At 53.6% G+C, this 21,278-nt stretch carries 18 protein-coding genes; 14 read left to right on the top strand and 4 right to left on the bottom strand.

Annotated features, from left to right (window positions below; all coding sequences use genetic code 11):
• Nucleotides 1-221: 221 nt before the first annotated feature.
• Entirely contained in the window at nt 222-878 is a 657-nt protein-coding gene (locus OCV69_RS07995; protein WP_158358592.1) for a hypothetical protein, read from the bottom strand.
• Between the two features lie 306 nt (nt 879-1,184).
• Here OCV69_RS07995 and OCV69_RS07990 point away from each other — a divergent pair, with 306 nt between their 5' ends.
• The 4 genes from OCV69_RS07990 (at nt 1,185) to OCV69_RS07975 (ending at nt 5,860) form a co-directional block, all read left to right on the top strand.
• Nucleotides 1,185-3,230: a DHH family phosphoesterase gene (locus tag OCV69_RS07990; RefSeq protein ID WP_158358593.1), complete on the top strand. Its 2,046-nt coding sequence runs from the start codon at nt 1,185-1,187 to the stop codon at nt 3,228-3,230.
• Nucleotide 3,231: 1 nt separating this feature from the next.
• Complete coding sequence (rplI, locus tag OCV69_RS07985) at nt 3,232-3,678, top strand: 50S ribosomal protein L9 (protein ID WP_158358594.1); 447 nt, start codon at nt 3,232-3,234, stop codon at nt 3,676-3,678.
• A gap of 4 nt (nt 3,679-3,682) precedes the next feature.
• On the top strand, nt 3,683-5,020 hold the full coding sequence (gene dnaB, locus OCV69_RS07980) for a replicative DNA helicase (protein ID WP_158358595.1): 1,338 nt from the start codon (nt 3,683-3,685) through the stop codon (nt 5,018-5,020).
• A gap of 171 nt (nt 5,021-5,191) precedes the next feature.
• On the top strand, nt 5,192-5,860 hold the full coding sequence (locus tag OCV69_RS07975; RefSeq protein WP_158358596.1) for a MerR family transcriptional regulator: 669 nt from the start codon (nt 5,192-5,194) through the stop codon (nt 5,858-5,860).
• 81 nt (nt 5,861-5,941) lie between these two features.
• On the opposite strand, the gene OCV69_RS07970 is transcribed toward OCV69_RS07975, so the two are convergent.
• Both OCV69_RS07970 and OCV69_RS07965 read right to left on the bottom strand, forming a co-directional pair.
• Nucleotides 5,942-6,112 (bottom strand): DUF362 domain-containing protein, encoded by a 171-nt coding sequence (locus OCV69_RS07970; protein WP_022273476.1) that lies wholly within the window; start codon nt 6,110-6,112, stop codon nt 5,942-5,944.
• Between the two features lie 96 nt (nt 6,113-6,208).
• Entirely contained in the window at nt 6,209-7,384 is a 1,176-nt protein-coding gene (locus OCV69_RS07965; RefSeq protein WP_158358597.1) for a metal-dependent hydrolase family protein, read from the bottom strand.
• 296 nt (nt 7,385-7,680) lie between these two features.
• Between OCV69_RS07965 and OCV69_RS07960 the strand changes: the two genes are divergently transcribed.
• Nucleotides 7,681-8,817 (top strand): M20 family metallopeptidase, encoded by a 1,137-nt coding sequence (locus tag OCV69_RS07960; RefSeq protein WP_158358598.1) that lies wholly within the window; start codon nt 7,681-7,683, stop codon nt 8,815-8,817.
• Between the two features lie 119 nt (nt 8,818-8,936).
• Here the strand turns inward: OCV69_RS07960 and OCV69_RS07955 are convergent, their stop codons facing one another.
• Nucleotides 8,937-10,274: a replication-associated recombination protein A gene (locus OCV69_RS07955; protein WP_158358647.1), complete on the bottom strand. Its 1,338-nt coding sequence runs from the start codon at nt 10,272-10,274 to the stop codon at nt 8,937-8,939.
• A 298-nt stretch (nt 10,275-10,572) separates the two neighbouring features.
• Here OCV69_RS07955 and OCV69_RS07950 point away from each other — a divergent pair, with 298 nt between their 5' ends.
• From OCV69_RS07950 to OCV69_RS07910, 9 genes are all read left to right on the top strand, one after another.
• Nucleotides 10,573-11,142 (top strand): biotin transporter BioY, encoded by a 570-nt coding sequence (locus OCV69_RS07950; protein ID WP_158358599.1) that lies wholly within the window; start codon nt 10,573-10,575, stop codon nt 11,140-11,142.
• Nucleotides 11,143-11,304: 162 nt separating this feature from the next.
• Nucleotides 11,305-12,624, top strand: a complete 1,320-nt coding sequence (locus tag OCV69_RS07945; protein ID WP_158358600.1) for an amidohydrolase — start codon at nt 11,305-11,307, stop codon at nt 12,622-12,624.
• Between the two features lie 6 nt (nt 12,625-12,630).
• Nucleotides 12,631-13,830 (top strand): BMP family ABC transporter substrate-binding protein, encoded by a 1,200-nt coding sequence (locus tag OCV69_RS07940; protein WP_158358601.1) that lies wholly within the window; start codon nt 12,631-12,633, stop codon nt 13,828-13,830.
• Between the two features lie 99 nt (nt 13,831-13,929).
• Nucleotides 13,930-15,486, top strand: coding sequence for an ABC transporter ATP-binding protein (locus OCV69_RS07935; protein ID WP_022273486.1), 1,557 nt, complete (start codon nt 13,930-13,932; stop codon nt 15,484-15,486).
• A complete protein-coding gene (locus tag OCV69_RS07930; RefSeq protein ID WP_022273487.1) occupies nt 15,479-16,525 on the top strand; it encodes an ABC transporter permease in 1,047 nt (348 codons plus the stop codon). The genes OCV69_RS07935 and OCV69_RS07930 overlap by 8 nt, the downstream gene beginning before the upstream one ends.
• Nucleotides 16,526-16,527: 2 nt before the next feature.
• Nucleotides 16,528-17,475 (top strand): ABC transporter permease, encoded by a 948-nt coding sequence (locus OCV69_RS07925; protein WP_022273488.1) that lies wholly within the window; start codon nt 16,528-16,530, stop codon nt 17,473-17,475.
• A gap of 22 nt (nt 17,476-17,497) precedes the next feature.
• The gene (add, locus tag OCV69_RS07920; RefSeq protein ID WP_158358602.1) at nt 17,498-18,457 is read left to right on the top strand and encodes an adenosine deaminase; all 960 of its coding nucleotides are present in this window, start codon (nt 17,498-17,500) and stop codon (nt 18,455-18,457) included.
• Nucleotides 18,458-18,673: 216 nt separating this feature from the next.
• Nucleotides 18,674-19,432: an exodeoxyribonuclease III gene (locus OCV69_RS07915; protein ID WP_158358603.1), complete on the top strand. Its 759-nt coding sequence runs from the start codon at nt 18,674-18,676 to the stop codon at nt 19,430-19,432.
• Between the two features lie 19 nt (nt 19,433-19,451).
• Nucleotides 19,452-21,269 carry an ABC-F family ATP-binding cassette domain-containing protein gene (locus OCV69_RS07910; RefSeq protein ID WP_158358604.1) on the top strand — a complete coding sequence of 606 codons (1,818 nt, stop codon included), beginning with the start codon at nt 19,452-19,454 and terminating at the stop codon, nt 21,267-21,269.
• The last annotated feature ends 9 nt before the right edge of the window (nt 21,270-21,278 follow it).

Below are 21,278 nucleotides of genomic sequence, written 5' to 3'. Positions count from 1 at the left end.
TTGAGGCATCCGCCTTTCAGGCGTTGCAGGCATAGGCCCCTTATAGGGGCATAATCAAACCACCAGTTGAACTGGTGGTTCATGACTTAAAGACGGTAATATTCAGCTGATAGGGGAGAATGAGACTGGAGTGAGTCTGCGGCTGGCACTGCCAGGCTCTCGTCCAGAAACCCCGGCAGTGCAATTTCGGTGTGTGAATGACCTGCTGTATTTTGATGGTTTTATTTTACATTTGTTCTGGCTTTGGAATGTATCTGTATATCATAAAGAGTAAAGAAAACTAACAGTATAATAGCCAGATAGGATAATCCGTAAAGCAAAAAACGTTTCGTAGCTGCTCCCATGTCCATACCCATTTGGCTGAAATCATATTTTGGAAAAAATGGAGGAATTAGGTTTAAAAGGAAGTACCAGCCTGCATTCCATATAATACATGGAATGGTGATAAAATGTTTTTTTGCAGAAATACCATAAAAAACCAGTGCAATAAAGAAAACGGGAAAAGTATAGGATAGAAACAGGGTATAATTGGAAAATACCGCATACAGATTTATGGAGGCGGGTTCTGACATGAAAAGGATTCTTAAAAATGGCATAAAAACATTCATGAACAGGGTGTCAAAAAAGGGGATAGACAGGCAGAGAAGGCACCCCTGCCAGAGATGCAGTTGGCCGTTCATGATAAGAATAACAAACCCAGCGGCAAGTCCGGGAGCAATCGCAGTTCTGGTCTGATTGCCCAGATCCGTGAGTGCTTTGCCAAAGCCACTGCCCCAGATGGATTCGGCATCAAAAAACAGCGTTAATGAGTTTGTATTTGCAAGAAAGCCTGCCATAATACACAGGAAGACGGAATATTCAAATATTCGTTTTTTCATAAGATCCCTCCTTTGGCGATTGATTTTATAATTTGGGAATTTTGTAAAAGAAAATGATTGTATATTCAAATGATAACATAAAAAAAGAGAAATTATCGTTTTGCCGTCCAAATATATAATAAATGTCCTCTAAATGAAATGAAAAAGAAAAATGGAAGCTTCCCTTGCAGAAACCGTACAAAGCCATACGAAAAGCACGGTTAAAATTTACAAACAAGGCGGGATATGATATAATGGAGGACATATAAGGAATTTTGCGTTGTTGTTCTGCCATGGTCCACAGGGGCCTGGAAATAGGAGAAAAGCATGAAAGAGAATAAAAAGGTCAGGAATGTGCTGCAGAAATACATGCAGTGGCCCGTGGTACTTTCGGTCCTGGTCCTCTGCGCCAATGGGGCAGTGGGCCTGGTTTCCGGCAAAGCCGGTATGGTCATGGCCGTGTTTACGGTCCTGTATGCATTCTGCGCGGGGGTCCTCTTCTGGTATGGAAAAAAGCGGATCCTGACAGGGCTTGTGGGCTTTGCCGCGGATTTTGACCAGAGCCAGAAGAACCTGATGGCTTCCATGGAGCTGCCTTACGGCATCGCCGATGAAGCGGGACGCCTTTTGTGGACCAACCGGGCGTTTTCTGCGGTGATCAAGGATGAAAAGAGCGCCAGGCGGAGCCTTACGGCCCTGTTCCCGGAGATCACAGAGGAAGGCCTGGAAAAAATGGACCATGCCCTGGAGGTCCAGTGCGCGTATGGGGGAGCCATTTACAGGGCCTCTATAAAGCGTGTGACGATCCAGTCAGACAGCGGCCTGCTTTCCGCTGCGCCGGGCCAGAAGACGGAGCAGCAGGTGTTGGCCGTATACCTTTATGACGAGACAGAGATCCATGAATATATGCAGGCCATCACGGATCAGAAAATGGTAGCGGGCCTTATTTATCTGGATAACTATGACGAAGCGCTGGAGAGCGTGGAGGAGGTGCGCCGGTCGCTTTTGGTGGCCCTCATCGACCGGAAGGTCAGCAAATATATTTCCGGGGTCAACGGCATCGTGAAAAAGATGGAAAAGGACAAATATTTCTTTGCCATCGAGCAGAAATATATGCCGTCCCTGGAGGCGGAGCGGTTCAGCCTCCTGGAGGATGTAAAGACCGTTAATATCGGAAATGAAATGGCCGTTACCTTAAGTATCGGGATCGGCATCAACGGCGATACGTATATCCGCAACTATGAGTACGCCCGGACCGCCATCGACATGGCCCTGGGACGCGGCGGCGACCAGGCCGTGGTGAAGAACGGGGAAAAGATCCAGTATTATGGAGGAAAATCCCAGCAGCTGGAGAAGACCACCCGTGTTAAGGCCAGAGTAAAGGCCCATGCCCTCCGGGAGCTCCTGGAGACCAAGGACCGGCTTCTTATCATGGGCCACAAGATCGGGGACATCGACTCCTTCGGTTCTGCCATCGGCGTGTACCGGATCGCCGCAGCCCTTGGGAAAAAGGCCCATATCGTCATCAACGAGGTCACCTCATCGGTACGGCCCATGATGGACCGGTTTATCAATAACAGCGATTATCCCCAGGATCTGTTCCTGATGGGAGACGATGCGGCGGAGCTGGCGGACCCGTCCACAGCCCTTGTGGTGGTGGATGTGAACCGCCCCAGCTATACGGAAGAGCCCCAGCTTTTAAATCTGGTAAAGACCATTGTGGTCATCGACCATCACCGCCAGTCCAGCGAGATCATCAGCAACGCTACCTTATCCTATGTGGAGCCCTATGCCTCCTCGGCCTGTGAGCTGGTGGCGGAGATCCTGCAGTATGTGACGGACAGCATCCGGATCAAATCCCTGGAGGCCGACGCCATGTACGCCGGTATCGTCATCGATACCAATAATTTCACAAACCAGGCAGGAGTCAGGACCTTCGAGGCCGCGGCGTTCTTAAGGAGGAACGGCGCTGATGTGACCAGGGTAAGGAAGCTGTTCCGGGATAAAATGGAGGATTACAAGGCCAGGGCCGAGGCAGTCCGTCAGGCTGAGGTCTTTGAGGGAGCCTTTGCCATCAGCGTATGTCCGGCAGAGAATGTGGAAAGTCCCACGGTGGTTGGGGCCCAGGCGGCCAACGAGCTTCTGGATATCATCGGCATCAAGGCCTCTGTGGTCTTGACCCCCTATAACGGAAAGATCTATGTCAGCGCCCGCTCCATTGATGAGATCAACGTCCAGGTAATGATGGAAAAGCTGGGCGGAGGCGGACACAGGACCATCGCCGGAGCCCAGCTTCCCGGAGCGACTGTGGAGGAGGCAAAGGAAAAGATCAAAGATGTGATCCTGGCGATGAAACAGAAAGGAGAATTTTAACGTGGAAGTTGTATTATTAGAGGATGTAAAGGCACTTGGAAAAAAAGGACAGATCGTAAAGGTCAACGACGGATATGCAAGAAACTTTATCCTGCCGAAGAAGTTGGGCGTAGAGGCCAACACAAAGAATCTGAACGATCTGAAGCTCCAGAAGGCCAACGAAGCCAAGGTGGCTGCAGAGCAGCTGGCAGAGGCAAAGGCCCTGGCTGCAAAGATCGACGAGCTTTCGGTGACAATCTCCATCAAGGCCGGAGAGGGCGGAAGGACCTTTGGCTCCGTTTCCACAAAGGAGATCGCCAAGGCGGCGGCCGACCAGTTACATCTGGATATTGATAAGAAGAAAATGGTCTTAACGGATCCCATCCGCAGCCTTGGAACCTTTGAGGTGCCCATTAAGCTCCACAAGGACGTAACTGCAAAGCTGAGAGTCAAGGTGACAGAGGCGTAAGGATATGGAAGAAGCGTTAGTAAAGCGGGTGCTCCCCCACAGCGTGGAGGCGGAGCAGTCGGTCATCGGCGCCATGCTGATGGACCGGGATGCGATCATCGCCGCATCAGAGAGCGTCGTGGCCGATGAGTTTTACCAGCGCCAGTACGGCGTCATGTTCGAGACCATGGTGGAGCTGTTTAACGAAGGCCAGCCGGTGGACCTGGTGACTCTCCAGAACCGGCTGAAGGAAAAGGATGTGCCGCCGGAGGTATGCAGCCTGGACGCCGTCCGGGACATCATGGCTACGGTGCCCACGTCGGCCAATGTGCGGTCCTATGCCGCCATTGTCCACGAGAAGGCGGTCCTTCGCCGCCTGATCAAGATCAACGAAAAGATCGCCAATTCCTGCTATGCGGGAAAGGAGCCGCTGGATACGATCCTGGCAGACACGGAAAAACAGATCTTCCATCTGCTCCAGAGCCGGACCGGCGGCGATTTTGTCCCCATCCGCCAGGTGGCCTTGAATGTTCTGGATAAGATCGAGCAGGCCACCCGTTCCAAATCCACAGTGACAGGACTGGCTACCGGCTTCATCGATCTGGACTACCGGATGTCGGGCCTCCAGCCGTCGGACCTGATCCTCATCGCCGCCCGCCCGTCCATGGGAAAGACGGCCTTTGTACTGAATATAGCGGATTATATCGCGGTGCGCCGCCAGAAAACGTGTCTGATTTTCAGTCTGGAGATGTCCAAAGAGCAGCTGGTGAACCGAATGCTTGCTATGGAGTCCAACGTGGATTCCCAGAAGCTGCGGACGGGAACGCTGACAGACGCCGACTGGGACGCAGTGGTAGAGGGCATCGGCACCATCGGGAATTCAAAGCTGATCATCGACGATACCCCGGGTATCTCCGTTATGGAGCTGCGGTCCAAATGCCGGAAGGTGAAGCTGGAATACGGCCTGGATCTGGTGATGATCGACTACCTCCAGCTGATGACCGGAAGCGCGAAAAACGGCGACAACCGCCAGCAGGAGATCTCGGAGATCTCCCGTTCCTTAAAGGCCCTGGCCCGTGAGCTCAACGCCCCGGTCATCGCCCTGTCCCAGCTTTCCCGTGCCTGCGAATCCAGGACGGACCACAGGCCCATGCTTTCGGACCTGCGTGAGTCGGGAGCCATTGAGCAGGACGCGGACGTGGTCATGTTCCTGTATAGGGACGATTATTATAATAAAGACACAGATACGCCCAATGTGGCGGAGGTCATTATTGCCAAACAGCGTAACGGCCCTATCGGCACCGTAAACCTGGGCTGGAGGCCGGAGCTCACAAGGTTTGTGAACATGGCCAAGGAGCAGTAAGCCCATTCAGACTGTATCTCAACATTTTTGGAATATTCTGGAACGTCCTCACATATATTATGATATCAGGGTCAAAAGGCCGATCGATTCGACACAAGGCTGCTTGCAGGCGATTTTAAGACCTGAGCCCCTAACATCGTATTATGTAACAGGGAAAGGAAGAGGACAACCATGGCAGATACGCACTATCTGATCTCCGATGCCTCGAGGAAGGTGGATGTTGAATCCCACGTTCTCAGGTATTGGGAAGAAGAGCTGGAAATGAATATACCAAGGAATGAGATGGGACACAGATATTATACGGAGCTTCATATCCGGCTTTTTAAGCAGATCAAGGAGCTGAAGGAGAAGGGATATCAGCTCAAGGCCATTAAAGCGGCGCTTGCCAGATCCCTGGAATCAGATGGGGAAGTGGTTGTTCCCAATGATATTCTGGAGGAGGATGTTGTGGCTGCTTTAAAGGATCATACGGAGCATGAGGATGAAAAAGTAAAAAACATGGATGACCGGGCCCTGACGACCATGATGGCTGAGGAACGGGCGGAGCAGTTCCGGGCCATGCTGGGACAGATGATCGGACAGGCCATCGAGGAAAACAACGAAAAGCTGAGTCAGGATATCAGCCGCATGGTCAATGACAAGGTCATAAAAGAGGTGGACTACCTGATGCGGGTGGCTGATGAAAGAGATGAGGAGCGGTTCCGCCAGCTGGATGAGACGATTCGTCTGTACCAGCGGGAAAACAAGGGAAAGGCGGAGGCCGCCGCATCCCGGATCCCGTTTTTTTCCGGGGGCTTTGGGAAAAAGAAGAAGTTTGGGAGAAATGGGAACAAGCTGTAAAATAAAAATGATCATAACAAAAAAGCTGCTGTCGCAAATAAAGCGCAGCAGCTTTTATGTATTCTTCTAATACGTGAGATATTAGCCCTCGCTGATAGCGCCAGTGGGACATACACCTGCACATGTTCCGCAGCTGATGCATGCATCTGCATCGATCTCGTATTTGCCGTCTCCCTGAGAGATTGCATTTACCGGACATTCGCCAGCGCAGGAACCGCAGCTAACGCAAGTATCGTTAATTACATATGCCATGATGAATTACCTCCTTTTTTTATCATTGTATACATTCTATAATAAACATTGAAAATATTCAAGAGGAATTTTCAAGAAACACAGGTAACCAATGTATTATTTCTCAAACACGACCTCGCCGCCCAGGACAGTCATGGAGCAGTCCAGAATAGCGTGGATATCCTCCAGCGGGCTCTTTTCAAAGACAGCGAAGTTCGCCTTTTTGCCCGGGGTGATGGAGCCATGGGTGTCCTTTACATCCATGAGCTCGGCAGCGTTGATGGTACCGCACTGGATGGCCTCCATGGGGGTCATTCCGTTTTCCACCATCAGGATACACTCAAAGCCAGTCATATCGTATTTATTGAAGGGGGTTCCCGCATCGGTTCCCAGGGCGATCTTAACGCCTGCCTTATGGGCGCGGCGGAAGGTATCCTGGTGGGCGTCGATGGTCTTTTCTACCTTCTTCACCATGTAATCGGGGATCCCGGCGTCCGTGCCGTATTTTTTGATCCAGTAGGGAGCGGCCAGGGTGGGAACGAAGAACACGTTGTGCTCTTTCATGAAGTCGAAGCACCAGTCGTCCATGAAGAAGCCGTGCTCGATGGAGTCCACGCCGGCCCGGAGAGCGTTTTTGATGCCTTCCATGCCCTGGGCATGAGTGAAGGTTTTGGCCCCTGCCTTGTGGGCTTCTTCGATGGCTGCGCGGAGCTCCTCTTCGGTGAGCTGCGGGGAGCCCGGCTCAACGCCCTTGGTCATAACGCCTCCGGTGGCCATGACCTTGATCCAGTTGGCGCCGGCCTTTAACTGCTCTCTGGCTGCTCTTCTGCAGTCGTCGGGACCGTCAGCCTCACGGCCGGAGTCGTGGCCGTGTCCTCCGGTCATACAGATACAGCGGCATGCAGTCTGCATTTCCGGAGCCAGGATCTCGCCCTTTAACTGGGCGTCGTGGAGGTCCACATCAATATATTTGGGTGCGCCTGCGTCACGGATGTAGGTCACGCCGGAATTTAACAGTGTTTTTAAATTCTTAAGGGCCCGGATGGTGACAGCGGCGTCAGAAATGGTTTCCTTTGCGCCGGTCCCGGCATCGGAGCACATATGTACATGGCAGTTGAAAAGCCCGGGGAGCACGGTCCTTCCGCCCAGATCGACAACCTTTGCGCCATCGGGAGCAGCGATACTGGTTCCTACCTCTTTGATCATGCCGTTTTCCACCAGGATGCTGCCGCCGGTGAGGACGGTCTGGCCGATCACATCCACGAGATTTCCGTTGGTAAATAATGTGGTCATAAGATTCCTCCTAAATCAGATATATTTTCCAGAATAAAAAGTCTATCTATATTATATCAGTAATTTGAGATATGACAATAAAATTGTGGAGAAAATTGCGCCAGATCCAAAAAAACCATAAAAGACTCTGCTAGGTCCTTGTGAAAATGGGGAGAAGATGGTACAATGGTATCGTTGGCGCGCGCCGGCTTCTGTGTATACCGCAGAGGTCCGGGCACGCAGAATCCGCCGGAGGGGAAGCACAGCCTCCCGGCGCAGAAAACAGACAGGAAAAGGATCATGGAGGGGAATGGATCATGGATATGACAGGAATGAAGCATGAGATCGAGGCGCTTGCAGAGGCCCACAGAGAAGAATTTGAGGCGGTGAGCGCATGTATTTTTGAACATCCGGAGCTGGCGTTCCAGGAAAAGATGGCACAGAATGAATTATGCAGCCTTCTGGAACGCCACGGCTTTTCTGTAAAACGGGGAGCAGGTTCCCTGGATACGGCCTTTGTGGCGGAATATAACAGCGGAAAGCCGGGAATGACCTTTGCATTTTTATGTGAGTACGATGCCCTTCCCGAGCTGGGCCACGCCTGCGGCCATAACCTCATCGGCACCAGCGGAGCCGGAGCCGGAGTGGTTTTAAAGGAGATCATGGAAAAATACGGCATCGGCGGAACGCTGAAGGTATTCGGTACCCCGGCGGAGGAAAACGGCAGCGGGAAGATTACCATGCTGGACGAGGGGATCTTTGAGGGCGTGGATATGTCCCTGATCATGCATCCCAGCGATCTGTCCATGGCCGATGATATTTCCTTTGCGGCTGTGAACAAGGTGTATACCTTCAAGGGAAAACCGGCCCATACAGCAGCCTGTCCCTGGGTGGGAGCCAGCGCTTTAAACGGTGTGATGCAGATGTTCCACGCCGTTGATTCCCAGAGGCTCCATTTTAAAGACTACACAAGGGTACACGGCATCGTCCTGGAGGGTGGTACGGCTGTGAACATCGTTCCCGAGCGGGCTGTATGCAAGTTCAATATCCGCGCTCTGGATTCGGAGTATTTAAAGGAAGTGATCGCTGTCATCGACCGGTGCGCCCAGGGTGCGGCCATGTGCGCCGGAGTGGAGGTGGAGATCTCCCAGGACGGCTACCTGATCGAGGATGTGAGAAATGACCAGAGACTGGTGGAGGCTGTGGAGAAGAACATGGACCTCATCGGCGAGCACCACATCCCCAGGGATCTGACCCAGGGGATCGGCTCCACGGACGTGGGCAACGTGACCCACGCCATGCCTGCGGCCCAGTTTTATATCGGTGTCGGCGAGGGGCTGGGGACCCATACGGCTCCCTTTGCAGAGGCTTCCGGCGGCCCGGCAGGAAAACGGGCGCTTCTGGCGGCTGTGAAGGTACTGGCTATGACAGGACTGGATATGATGGCAGAATAGGCTGGATTCGCGTCCAGCTGTCCGGAATCCCCATGGATTTCCGGATATCCGTAAGGCAGATGGCTGAAAGGGCAGAGAAAGCCCAGCCGTCTGCCTTTTTCATGCATGGAAGAGGGGGATTATCCTGCATCAACGGGCGATTCTCCATCCTCCCAGAACCTCTGCACCTCTTTAAGCCGTTCTGCCTGTTTTTTCTCTTCTCCCGCCTCGCCAGGAATGTAGTACCGGGTTCCCTTTAAGGATTCGGGCAGACATTCCATGCGGGCGATCTTTTCCTTCGTGTCGTGGGCGTAGACGTAGCCCTTCCCGTAATCCAGCTCCTTCATAAGCCCGGTGGGCGCGTTGCGGATCACCAGGGGGACCGGCTCGGACAGCATGCTCAGGGCGTCCTTTTTGGCGTGCTCGTAGGCCATGTAAACAGAATTGGACCTGGGCGCCAGGGACAGATAGACCACGGCGTGGGTCAGGTGGATATTGCATTCCGGCATTCCCAGGAAGTGGCAGGCCTGGTAGACGGAGACCGCCAGAGTAAGGGCGTTATTATCGGCCAGTCCGATGTCCTCGGTGGCAAACCGGATCAGCCGCCGGGCGATGTACAGGGGGGCTTCCCCGGCCTCCAGCATCCGGGCCAGCCAGTAGACAGCTGCATCGGGATCGCTGTTTCGCATGGATTTATGGAGGGCGGAGATCAGATTATAATGCTCTTCACCATTCTTATCATATAGAAGGGATTTTTTGCTGATGCACTGCTCCAGGATATCCCGGGTCACAATGGTCTTTTCCGGTGTGATGGTCCCGTTGGTCACGGCCATTTCCAGCACGTTTAAAGCCGTCCGGGCGTCTCCATTGGCAAATGCCGCGATGGCGGCGATCAGCTCCTCTCCGATCTCCACATTCAGATAGCCGAGGCCCCTGGAGCTTTTTAACGCATGGTGGAGGAGCTCCGTTAAGTCGTCGGTGGAAAGAGGCTGGAGGACGAAAACGCGGCACCGGGATAAAAGAGCTGCGTTGATCTCAAAGGACGGGTTTTCCGTGGTGGCTCCGATGAGGATGATGCTGCCCTTTTCCACATAAGGAAGAAATGCGTCTTGCTGGGCCTTATTGAAGCGGTGGATCTCGTCCACAAATACCAGAGTCCGCAGCCCGGACCGGCGGCTCAGCTCCGCCCGTGCCATGACCTCCTTGATCTCTTTAATGCCACTGGTAACGGCGCTGAAATTCACAAAGTCGGCGTTGGTCCGTTTGGCGATGATGCTGGCTAGGGTGGTCTTCCCGACGCCGGGAGGCCCCCAGAAGATCATGGAAGGGATCTGGTCCTGGTCGATGAGCTGGCGCAGGAGCTTCCCCTTTCCCAGCAGGTGCTTCTGGCCCACAAAGGTCTCCAGGGATTCCGGCCGCAGCCGGCTGGCCAGAGGGGACATGGTCTCTTTGTAATCAAACATGGATAACTGTTCCATCATACTGCTCACCATCCTGTATGTTTTACCGGCTCCTTTCCGGACCCCGGCTGTGCGCCGGTTTCGGATCCTTCCAGAGGCGGCGTAAAAGATTTCTGATATCAGTGTAGCACGACGGGTGGGGCTGTGCAAGCGGCGGTGGGGAAAAGGATGTAAACTGGAATAATAAAAAGGTTGACAATGAAAAAAGCTCTGTTATAATGTAAACATGAATATGATTCTGGTTGACAATGTGCCGGGGATGGGATCTTCCCGGCCACAGGATACCGGAGAAAATTGACAGAGGAGAATCTATATTATGGAAAAAACTGCTTCACTGAAAAAGGGAAGGATGACGACGGCCCAGATGACGGTTACGGCGCTGATGACGGCGGTGCTGTGCATTTTTGGCCCCCTGGCCTTACCGATTCCCGTCAGCCCGGTACCCATCAGCCTAACCAACCTGGTGCTTTATTTCATGGTCTATATTCTGGGAATGAAGGGCTCCTTAATGAGCTTTGGGCTGTATCTGCTGCTGGGAGCCACAGGTCTCCCTGTGTTTTCCGGCTTTGCGGGAGGCCTTGGCAAGCTGGCAGGGCCCACGGGCGGATACCTTCTGGGCTTTATTTTCATGACCCTGGCTGCGGGCTTTATGGTGGAGCGGTTCCCGGACCGCATATTTCTCCATGGGATCGGAATGGCCGTGGGTACGGCCATATGTTACCTGTTTGGGACCGTGTGGCTGGCGGAGCAGATGTCGCTTACATTTACAGCGGCCCTTGGAGTGGGCGTGATCCCGTATCTTCCCGGAGACGCGGTGAAGATCCTCCTGGCTGTGATCCTCGGCCCGAAGCTCAGAAAGGCCGTAAGGCCCATGTTATCCAGATGACCGTTAAAGAACATAAAACAGGAACGTCCAGAGTCCAGGAAAAAGGGCCTGGGCGTTTCTTTTTTTATGGCAGAATGGCTTCTTTCCTTGACACAGCCCCTATTTTCGATTATTATAACGCTGTTACCCTTTTAACGACTGACCATACGAGGAGGGAAAAACATGAAAAAAGTACATGAGAAGCTTACAGAGATCCTTCCGCGGATCATAGAGCTGAGCGAAGACATCTACTGCCACCCGGAGCTGGGATTTAAAGAATTCCGCAGCCGGGAGAAGGTGACAGAGGCCTTAAGCCAGGCAGGGATCCCTTATAAAGATGTGGCCTATACAGGACTTACGGCCACGTTGGATTCTGGAAGACCAGGCCCCGGGATCGGGCTCATCGCTGAATTTGACGCGGTTCCTACCCTGGGCCATCCTTATGCCAATAAGGACGATTACGCGGCCCACACCTGCGGCCACTATGCCCAGACCGGCGTGATGCTGAGCCTGTTTTTAGCCATTAAGGAGTCTGGCATGCTGGAGGACCTTTGCGGAAAGGTCACTCTGCTCTTTACGCCGGGCGAAGAGTTCTGCGACATGGATTACAGAAGATCCCTGATCGCCGACGGAAAGCTGAAATATCCGTCCGGAAAGCAGGAAATGATCTATGAGGGCGTTTTTGACGATATCGATATCATGCTGTCCTGCCACGCCATGGGGCTGGATATGGAAAAATATCACGCAGAGATCGGAGCCAGCTTAAACGGCTTTATCCAGAAGCGGGCCATCTTTAAAGGAAAGGCAGCCCACGCGGGAGCCAACCCCGAGGGCGGCGTCAACGCTTTAAACGCCGCAAACCTGGCTATGACAGCCATCAACTTCCAGAGAGAGACTTTCCGGGCTGAAGACGCCATCCGCGTCCATTTCGTGATGCAGGAGGGCGGACAGACCGTTAATACGATCCCGTCCCGGACCCGGATGGAGATGTATGTACGGGCAAAGACCGTAGACGCCATCTTTGAGACCGAGGAAAAGGTAAACCGTTCCTTAAAGGCCGGGGCCATGGCCATCGGCTGCGACCTGGAGATCCAGGATACGCCGGGCTACTTCCCGCTCCACCAGGACGAAAATCTGACGGAGCTTTTAAAGAAGCATATCCGCAATTATATGGATGATTCCATGATCGCCCAGGGGACCCACGGATTCGCTTCCGGCGATATGGGCGATATTTCCATGATGTGGCCCACAGTGGAGATCGGAACCGCAGGCTTCTCCGGGACCATCCACGGCAAGGACTTTAAGACCGCAGATCCGGTCCAGGCTTTTGAGATCCCGGCCCGGTATTTTGCCGATGCCATTGAGGAGCTGCTGTCTGACGGAGGAGCGGCTGCCTGGAGGATCAAGGAGGCCTTCCGACCCGTAATGAGCAAAACAGACTATCTGGAAAAACTGGATAGTTTGAATAAATCAACCAATTTCATTTACAGCAAAGGAGAATGACGTATTATGAAAAAGAAATTTTTATGCGGCGCTGCCTTTATGGCTATGACCGCCAGCATGCTGTTCGGATGCGCAGGAGACAGCGCTGAGGAGACCACTGCAGCCGGAAAGGAAACTTCTGCAGAGGCAGGAGCTGAAAAGGAGACAGAGGCAAAAGAGGATGCAGAAAAGAAAGAGACAGAGGCTGCTTCCGGCGAGAAGGTTAAGGTGACTCTTCTTGTGACAGGTTCCTTTGGCGATAAGGCATTCAACGATTCCGCCCAGGCAGGAATGAAGAAGATCGAGAGCGAAATGGGAGACCAGGTCGAGGTAGAGATGATCGAAATGGGAAGCGACAAGACAAAATTCGAGGGCTCCATGCTGGATGCCGCCGAGTCTGACGCTGACATCATTATCACTGGTCTCTGGGATATGAAGGAGATCACCGAGCAGGTGGCCCAGGAGTTCCCGGAGAAGAAGTTCATCATCTTTGATACAGACGTGGACTACACTCTTGGTGATCTGAGCAACGTATACTCCATGAGCTACAAGCAGAACGAGGGCGCATTCTTAGCCGGAGTTCTGGCAGCCAGCGTGACCTCTTCCGATATGGAGTTCGCCAATGAGGACGCTGTGATCGGTTTCGTAGGAGCAAAGGATACAGCAGCCGTTATCAACGACTCTGCTGTGGGTTATATCGAGGGAGCACAGTTTGTAAATCCGGACATCAAGGTCCTGGTTTCCTACGTTGGTTCCTACGTGGACTCTGCAACCGCAAAAGAGCTGGCGCTGACCCAGTACTCCTCTGGCGCTGACTGCGTATTCGTAGCAGCAGGCCCGGCTTCCGTAGGTGTTATCGAGGCTGGCGCTGAGAGCCAGAAGTATGTGATCGGCGTGGACTCTGACCAGGCTCTGGCATACGAAGGAAAGGATGAAGCCAACTACATCATCTCCTCTGCCATCAAGGGCGTAGGCGACAGCCTTTTCAGTTCCATCGAGAGAGCCCAGGGCGGAGAGCTTCCTTACGGCGAGCATGAGACCCTTGGACTTGCAGAAGGCGCTGTGGGCCTTGCTGACAACGAGATCTACAACACCGTAGTACCGGAGGACGTAAGGACTGCTGTGGACGGTGCAAAGGAGAAGCTCCTGGCTGGCGAGGTGACTGTGGACACCGCATACGGCATGGACGAAGAGACATTAAAGGGAATCATTAACGGCGCCCAGTAATCTTTTGGGAAGACAGGCGTTTTGGAAGGCGTTGAAAGGGAAATCTCCATTTCAGCGCCTTTTGCGCAAAAGCTCGGAACCGTTACGGAGGAAAATCATATGGAGCAGGGGAATATCCTGGAAGCCCGGAATATCACAAAGGTATACCCGGGAGGAGTTGTGGCCAACCACAACGTCAATCTTAGTGTAAAAAAAGGCGAGATCCATGCGCTGGTGGGGGAAAACGGCGCGGGGAAATCTACGCTGATGAAAATGTTATTCGGCATGCTGGCGCCCACCGAGGGACAGATCTTTGTGGATGGAAAGGAAGTCCACTTCACCTCCTCCGGCGATGCCATTGCCGCCGGCCTGGGAATGGTGCACCAGCACTTCATGCAGGTCCCGTCTATGACTGTGGCAGAGAATCTGATCCTGGGAGCTGAGACCGGATCACCCTTTAAGGTGGACCGGAAGAAAGCGGTGGAGATCACAAGAGAGCTGTCAGAGCGGTATAACCTGAAGGTGGAAGCAGAGGAAAAGGTAGAGGATATTTCCCTGGCCATGCGCCAGAAGCTGGAGATCCTGAAGGCCCTTTACAGAGGAGCCCATATCCTGATCCTGGACGAGCCCACGGCGGTCCTTACGCCCCAGGAGACAGAGGAGCTGTTCGAGCAGCTGCTGCTCTTAAAAGAAAGCGGACATACCATTATTTTTATTTCTCATAAACTGAACGAGGTAAAGGCTCTCTGCAACCGCATGACCATCCTGCGGGACGGAAAGACCATGGGCACCTATGAGATCTCCGATCTGGATGAGCATGAGATCTCCCGGCTGATGGTGGGCCGTGAGGTGAGTCTGGATATCGAAAAAGCGGAGGCGGATTTTGGAAAGACCGTTTTCTCTGTAAAGGATCTGGTGTATGCCGATCAGTTCGGAAAGACACGCCTGGACCATGTTTCCTTTTCTATTAAAGAGGGGCAGATCCTGGGGATCGCAGGCATCGATGGAAATGGTCAGTCAGAGCTGGTGGAGGCCATTGTGGGCACCTTAAAGCTCCAGGGCGGCCAGGTACGGTTAAATGGAGAGGACCTGACTGGGGCCTCCGTATTGAAACGCCAGGAGGCCGGCATTTCCCATGTGTCCGAGGATCGGATGCGGTACGGCTCCGCGCCGAAGCTGAGTCTGGAGGACAACGCCATCTCCAAGGTGTACTATACCGGCCAGTTAAAATCCAGGGGACTCATCGACAGCAAAAAGGTAAACGGCTTCGCAAACCGGATACTAAAGGAGTTCCTGGTAAAATACGATAACTCGAAGCAGTCCGTGTCCGAGCTTTCCGGCGGAAACGTCCAGAAGCTGATCGTGGGACGGGAATTTGACTATGATCCAGATCTTCTTATCATGAACCAGCCCACCCGGGGCATTGACGTGGGTGCCATCGAGTTCATCCGGAAGAAGATCGTGGACATGCGGGCCAGAAAAAAGGCCATTTTACTTGTATCTGCCGACCTGAGCGAGATCCTTTCCTTAAGCGATACGATCCTGGTCATGCATGAGGGCCGGATCGTGGGCCATATCAGTGATGTAAAGAATACGTCGGAAAATGACCTGGGACTTTACATGCTGGGAGTAAAGGAAGATTCAAAAGAGCAGATCGGAGGTGCGTACTGTGAGTAAGAAATTTACAGCTGTAAGACTCCTTTGTGCCTTTGGCATTGCCTTCGTTCTGACGGTGGCCATCATCTTCGGAGTCAGTGAGGAGCCGGTGACGGCTATCTATAACCTGTTCCTGGGGCCGCTGCAGTCCAAGCGTCATTTCTTTGACGTTTTTGCCAGCAGCGTACCGCTGATCTTTACGGGTCTGGCTCTGGGACTGGTGTTTAAATCCGGAAACTTTTCCATGATCGCAGACGCCTGCCTTTACACAGGCGCTGTGGTGACCGCAGCCCTGGCCATTAAGACGGCTCTTCCTGCGGGACTTCATCCGGCAGTGATCATGCTTCTGGCCGCTGTGGTGGGCGGCATTATTGGAAGCATCCCGGCTCTCTTAAAGGTGTATTTCCACACCAACGAGCTGGTGACCTCCCTGATGTTCAACTATGTGTTCTTCTATCTGGGGATCTATACGGTCACCAAATTCCTGGCAGACCGGGCGGCCGGAACCTTTGCGTCCTTAAAGTACCAGCCCACAGCCTCCCTGGGAAGCCTCATCAGCGGAACCAAATTCCACGCCGGATATCTGATCGCCATTGCTGTGGTGATCCTGTTATACCTTCTGGTATATAAGACAAAATTCGGATATGAGATCCGTATTTCCGGAAGCAATCCGGAATTTGCCAAATATTCCGGAATCAATACGAGCCGGGTCATCATCCTGACCCAGGTGATCGCCGGTGCCGTTGCCGGTCTTGGAGGCTCTGTGGAGCAGATGGCCATGTACCAGAGGTTCAACTGGCAGGATTCACCGTCTTACGCCTGGGACGGCGTGATCATCGCCATCCTTTCCGGAAATAACCCGAAGAATGTGCCCCTGGCGGCATTCTTCCTGGCCTATATCCGTGTGGGAGCAGACCTCATGTCCAGGCGGTCCGACGTTCAGAACGAGCTGGTATCCATTATCCAGGCAGTTCTGATCCTGTTTGTAACGGCAGAGCGGTTCATGGCTGGCTGGAAGCAGCGCCAGGAAGCGAAGAAAGCACTGGGAGGGGAGGCATAAATATGATCTTACAGGATATCATCAATACACTGAGTCTTCCGGAGTTTTATTTTGCCGTTTTCAGAAGCGCCACTCCGGTGCTCCTTACGACTCTGGGGGCCATGATCGCCTCCCGGTCCGGAACCAACAACATTGCCCTGGAGGGCACCATGCTGATCTCCGCCTTTGTGGGCGTTGTGGTCAGCGCCTTTACCCAGAGCGCATGGATCGGCTTTTTCGGAGCCGTGCTGGCAGGTTTTCTCATCAGCAACATACTGGCGTATTTTATTTTAAAGCTGAATTCCAATTCTGTTATCTCCGGTATCGCCTTAAATACCTTTGCATCCGGAGGAACGATCTTTGCCCTGTATCTTCTGACAGGGGAAAAGGGGGCTTCCACGTCTCTGGCGTCCTTAAAGCTCCCCAGCATCGACATCCCGGTGATCCAGGACATCCCGGTCATCGGAGCCATCCTTTCCGGCCATCATGTGCTGACGTATGCGGCTCTGATCCTGGTGGCTGTGATCTGGTACATGTTTAAATACACAGAGCTGGGCATGCACATCCGGGCTGTGGGCGAGTCTCCGGATGCCGCCGAGTCTGTGGGCATCCACGTAAAGCGGGTCAAGTATACTGCCTTAAGCCTCAGCGGGATCCTGACCGGCATGGCCGGAGCCTTCCTTTCCATGGGCTATGTGGGCCTGTTCTCTGCCGGAATGACCGCAGGACGCGGCTATATCGCCCTGGCCACCCAGGCCATTGCCGCCGGAAACGCCGTGATCGGCATGCTGGCCTCTCTGCTCTTTGGCTTCTGCCAGAGCCTGGCCAACTACTTACAGTCTTCTGGTATTCCGCTGCAGTTCATCCAGATGATGCCGTATCTGATCATCATCATTGCATACACCGTTTACTGCGCCATGGTGGAGCGCAATAAGAAAAAGAAGCAGATGAAGGCAGCGGCTGGAAAATAGGAACGAAAGGAGAAACTACCCAATGAGCGAAAAGAAACTGATCGAGCTCCATCTGCATCTGGACGGCTCTCTGCGTCCGGAGACCGTATGGGAGTTATCGAAGGAGCAGGGGATCGCCATTCCGGCTTCCTCTCCCGAGGACGTAAAGTTTAAAATGGAGGTCCCCGAGGACTGCAAGACCCTGGAGGAGTACCTGGAGCGGTTCGCGCTGCCTCTGATGGTGCTTCAGAGAGCCGACGCCATCGAGCGTGTGACCTTTGAGCTGGTGGAGGATCTGGCAAAAGAGGGCGTGACCTACGCAGAGATCCGCTTTGCCCCGCAGCTTTCCGTAAGCGGCGGCCTCACCCAGGACCAGGTGGTGGAGGCGGCCATCCGCGGCGCAGAGCGGGGAATGAAGGAATATCCTCGGATCCGTGTGGGGCTGATCCTCTGCTGTATGAGAGGGGATACGAACCAGGAGCTCAATATGCAGACTGTGGAGACGGCGAAAAAATACCTGGGCAGCGTGGTCTGCGCCGTGGATATCGCCGGGGCTGAGGGCCTGTTCCCCACAGAAATGTTTGCGCCGGTATTTGCAAAGGTGCGAGAATACGGTCTTCCCATGACCATCCATGCGGGTGAGGCAGCGGGACCGGACAGCATGCGTACCGCCCTTTCCTATGGCACAAAGCGCATCGGCCACGGTGTGGCGGCCATTGAGGATCCGGAGCTTGTGAAGTGTCTGGTGGAGGAGGGGATCACCCTGGAGGTCAGCGTTACCAGCAACTACCATACAAAGGTGGTGGACCGTCTGGAGGACCACCCCATCCGCCGTCTTTTTGATGCAGGCGTGCGGGTGACCATCAACTCCGACAACATGACCTGCTCCAGGACCAATGTAAATAAGGAGCTGGATCTGATGCGGACCTTGTTCGGGTTCACAGAGGAAGAAATCGAAAAAATGGAAGAATACGCCTGGGAAGCCAGATTCTTAAAGGATTAACGCTCCCATACAAAAAGCCGGGAAACGCCGTTCAGACGGGCCCCGGCTTTTGTCATAGGAAAATGCACCTGCCGCAGGCGGGCTTCTTTGTGCGGAAAATTTCTTTTAAATTGTCATGAAAGATGATATACTGGAGCTGTGAAAAAACTGAGTTAAGCAGAGAGCCTCAAAGGCGGCTGCTGATTTTAGCATATGAGATATACGAGGAGAAACTTCATGAGAAAAATGATTTCCTGGAATGTCAACGGCCTCCGGGCATGCGTGGGCAAGGGATTTTTAGAATATGTAAAGGAATCGGATGCGGACATTTTCTGTATCCAGGAAAGCAAGCTCCAGGAGGGACAGATCGAACTGGACCTTCCAGGCTACCGCCAGTATTGGAACTACGCAGAGAAAAAGGGCTACTCCGGCACGGCCATGTTCACAAAGGAGGAGCCGGTCTCCGTTTCCTACGGCCTGGGGATCCCGGAGCACGATAAGGAGGGGCGTGTCATCACCGCGGAATTTGACGATTACTATGTAGTCACCTGCTACACGCCCAACTCCCAGGACGGCTTAAATCGTCTGGATTACCGGATGGAGTGGGAGGACGCATTCCTTTCTTATCTGAAAAAGCTGGAGGAGAAAAAGCCGGTGGTCTTCTGCGGGGACTTGAACGTCGCCCATAAGGAGATCGACCTGAAGAACCCGAAGACCAACCGGAAAAACGCGGGCTTTACGGATGAGGAAAGAGAAAAATTCACAAGGCTTCTGGATGCGGGCTTTATTGATACCTGGAGATACTTTAACCCGGATCTGGAGGGCGTCTACTCCTGGTGGTCCTACCGGTTTTCTGCCCGCCAGAAGAACGCCGGGTGGCGCATCGACTATTTCTGCGTATCAGACAGCCTGAAGGACCGGCTGGTGAGCGCGGCCATCCACACGGATGTTATGGGAAGCGATCACTGTCCGGTGGAAGTGGTGATCGGGGACTAAAGGAAAGGGTATACGAATCATGAATCTTGTAACAGCAGAGCATCTGACCAAATCATATACAGAACGGCTGATCCTCAATGACACGGATTTTTCCATCAACGAGGGGGATAAGATCGGCCTGATCGGCGTCAACGGCACTGGAAAATCCACGCTTTTAAAGCTGGTGGCAGGCCTGGAGGAGCCGGATACAGGGACCGTTGTCCGCGGGAGGAACCTGGATATCCGCTATCTTCCCCAGAATCCGGTATTCGAGGAGGGAGAAACGGTCCTAGAAAGCGTCCTTAGGGAAAACCGGAGCCGGTATCATGACCAGATCTGGGATCTGGAAAGCCAGGCAAAGGCCATGCTGAACCGGCTGGGGATCCCGGATCATGACCAGCAGATCGGACAGCTGTCTGGCGGCCAGAAAAAGCGTGCGGCCCTGGCATCGGTCCTTTTATCGCCCACGGACCTGCTGATCCTGGACGAGCCCACCAACCATCTGGACAGCGCCATGGCGGACTGGCTGGAGGAGTATTTAAAGCGGTTTAAGGGCGCGCTGCTTATGATCACCCATGACCGGTATTTTCTGGACAGCGTCACCAACCGCATCGTGGAGCTGGATAACGGGAAGCTGTACAGCTACCAGGCCAACTACGAGGGATTCCTGGAGCTGAAGGCCGAGCGTATGGATATGGAGCAGGCGTCGGAGCGGAAACGCCAGTCCATCCTCCGGGTGGAGCTGGAGTGGATGAAGCGTGGAGCCCGGGCCAGATCCACCAAGCAGAAGGGGCGGATCCAGAGGTATGAGGCGCTCCGGGATGCCAAAGGGCCGGAAAAGGAGCAGGCTGTGGGAATGGAATCCATTTCCAGCCGCCTGGGAAGGACGACCGTGGAGCTATCGGGGATCTGCAAGGCCTACGGGGACAAGGTGCTCATAAAGGACTATACGTATTTTTTCCTGAAAAATGACAGGATCGGATATATCGGCCCCAACGGCAGCGGGAAGTCCACGCTGATGAAGATCATCGCCGGATGGGAAAAGCCGGATTCCGGTACGGTGGAGATCGGCCAGACGGTGAAGATCGGATATTTTTCCCAGGAAAATGAGGACATGGATACCAGCCTTAAGGTCATCGACTATATCCGGAACGTGGCGGAGTACGTCCAGACAAAGGACGGGAGCATCAGCGCCTCCCAGATGCTGGAGCGGTTTTTATTCCCGCCGTCGGTCCAGTATACGGTGATCCAGAAGCTGTCCGGCGGTGAGCGGCGGCGGCTGTATCTGTTAAAGATCCTCATGAGCGCGCCCAATGTGCTGATCCTGGACGAGCCTACCAACGATCTGGACATTAAAACGCTGATGATCCTGGAGGATTACCTGGACAGCTTCCAGGGCATCGTCATCACCGTATCCCATGACCGGTATTTCCTGGACCGGGTGGTACGGCGGATCTTTGCTTTTGAGGGAGACGGCGTTCTCCGTCAGTATGAAGGCGGGTTTACGGATTATGCAGCCCGTAAGGCCGCGGAGGCTGAAGCGGAAGAGGAGAGCCGGGCGGACGTGAAGCCTGCGGCCCCCCCAAAGGAAAAGGGGCAGAGGATCCGCGGGCCGCAGAAGCTGAAATTTACCTATAAAGAGCAGAAAGATTACGAGACCATCGAGGCAGATATGGCGGCTCTGGAGGAGAGGATCGCAGGGCTCGAAGAAGAGATCCAGGCATCGGCCCGGGATTTTGTAAAGCTGAACCAGCTTATGGAGGAAAAGGAAAAGGCAGAGAAAGAGCTGGAAGAAAAGATGGACCGGTGGATGTATCTGGAAGAGCTGGCGGCGAAGATCGCAGAGCAGCAGGGGTAGGCTTACAGA

It is taken from the genome of Alitiscatomonas aceti, assembly GCF_025567195.1.
GTDB lineage: Bacteria > Bacillota > Clostridia > Lachnospirales > Lachnospiraceae > Alitiscatomonas > Alitiscatomonas aceti.
This window is presented reverse-complemented; position numbering and strand designations above follow the sequence as displayed.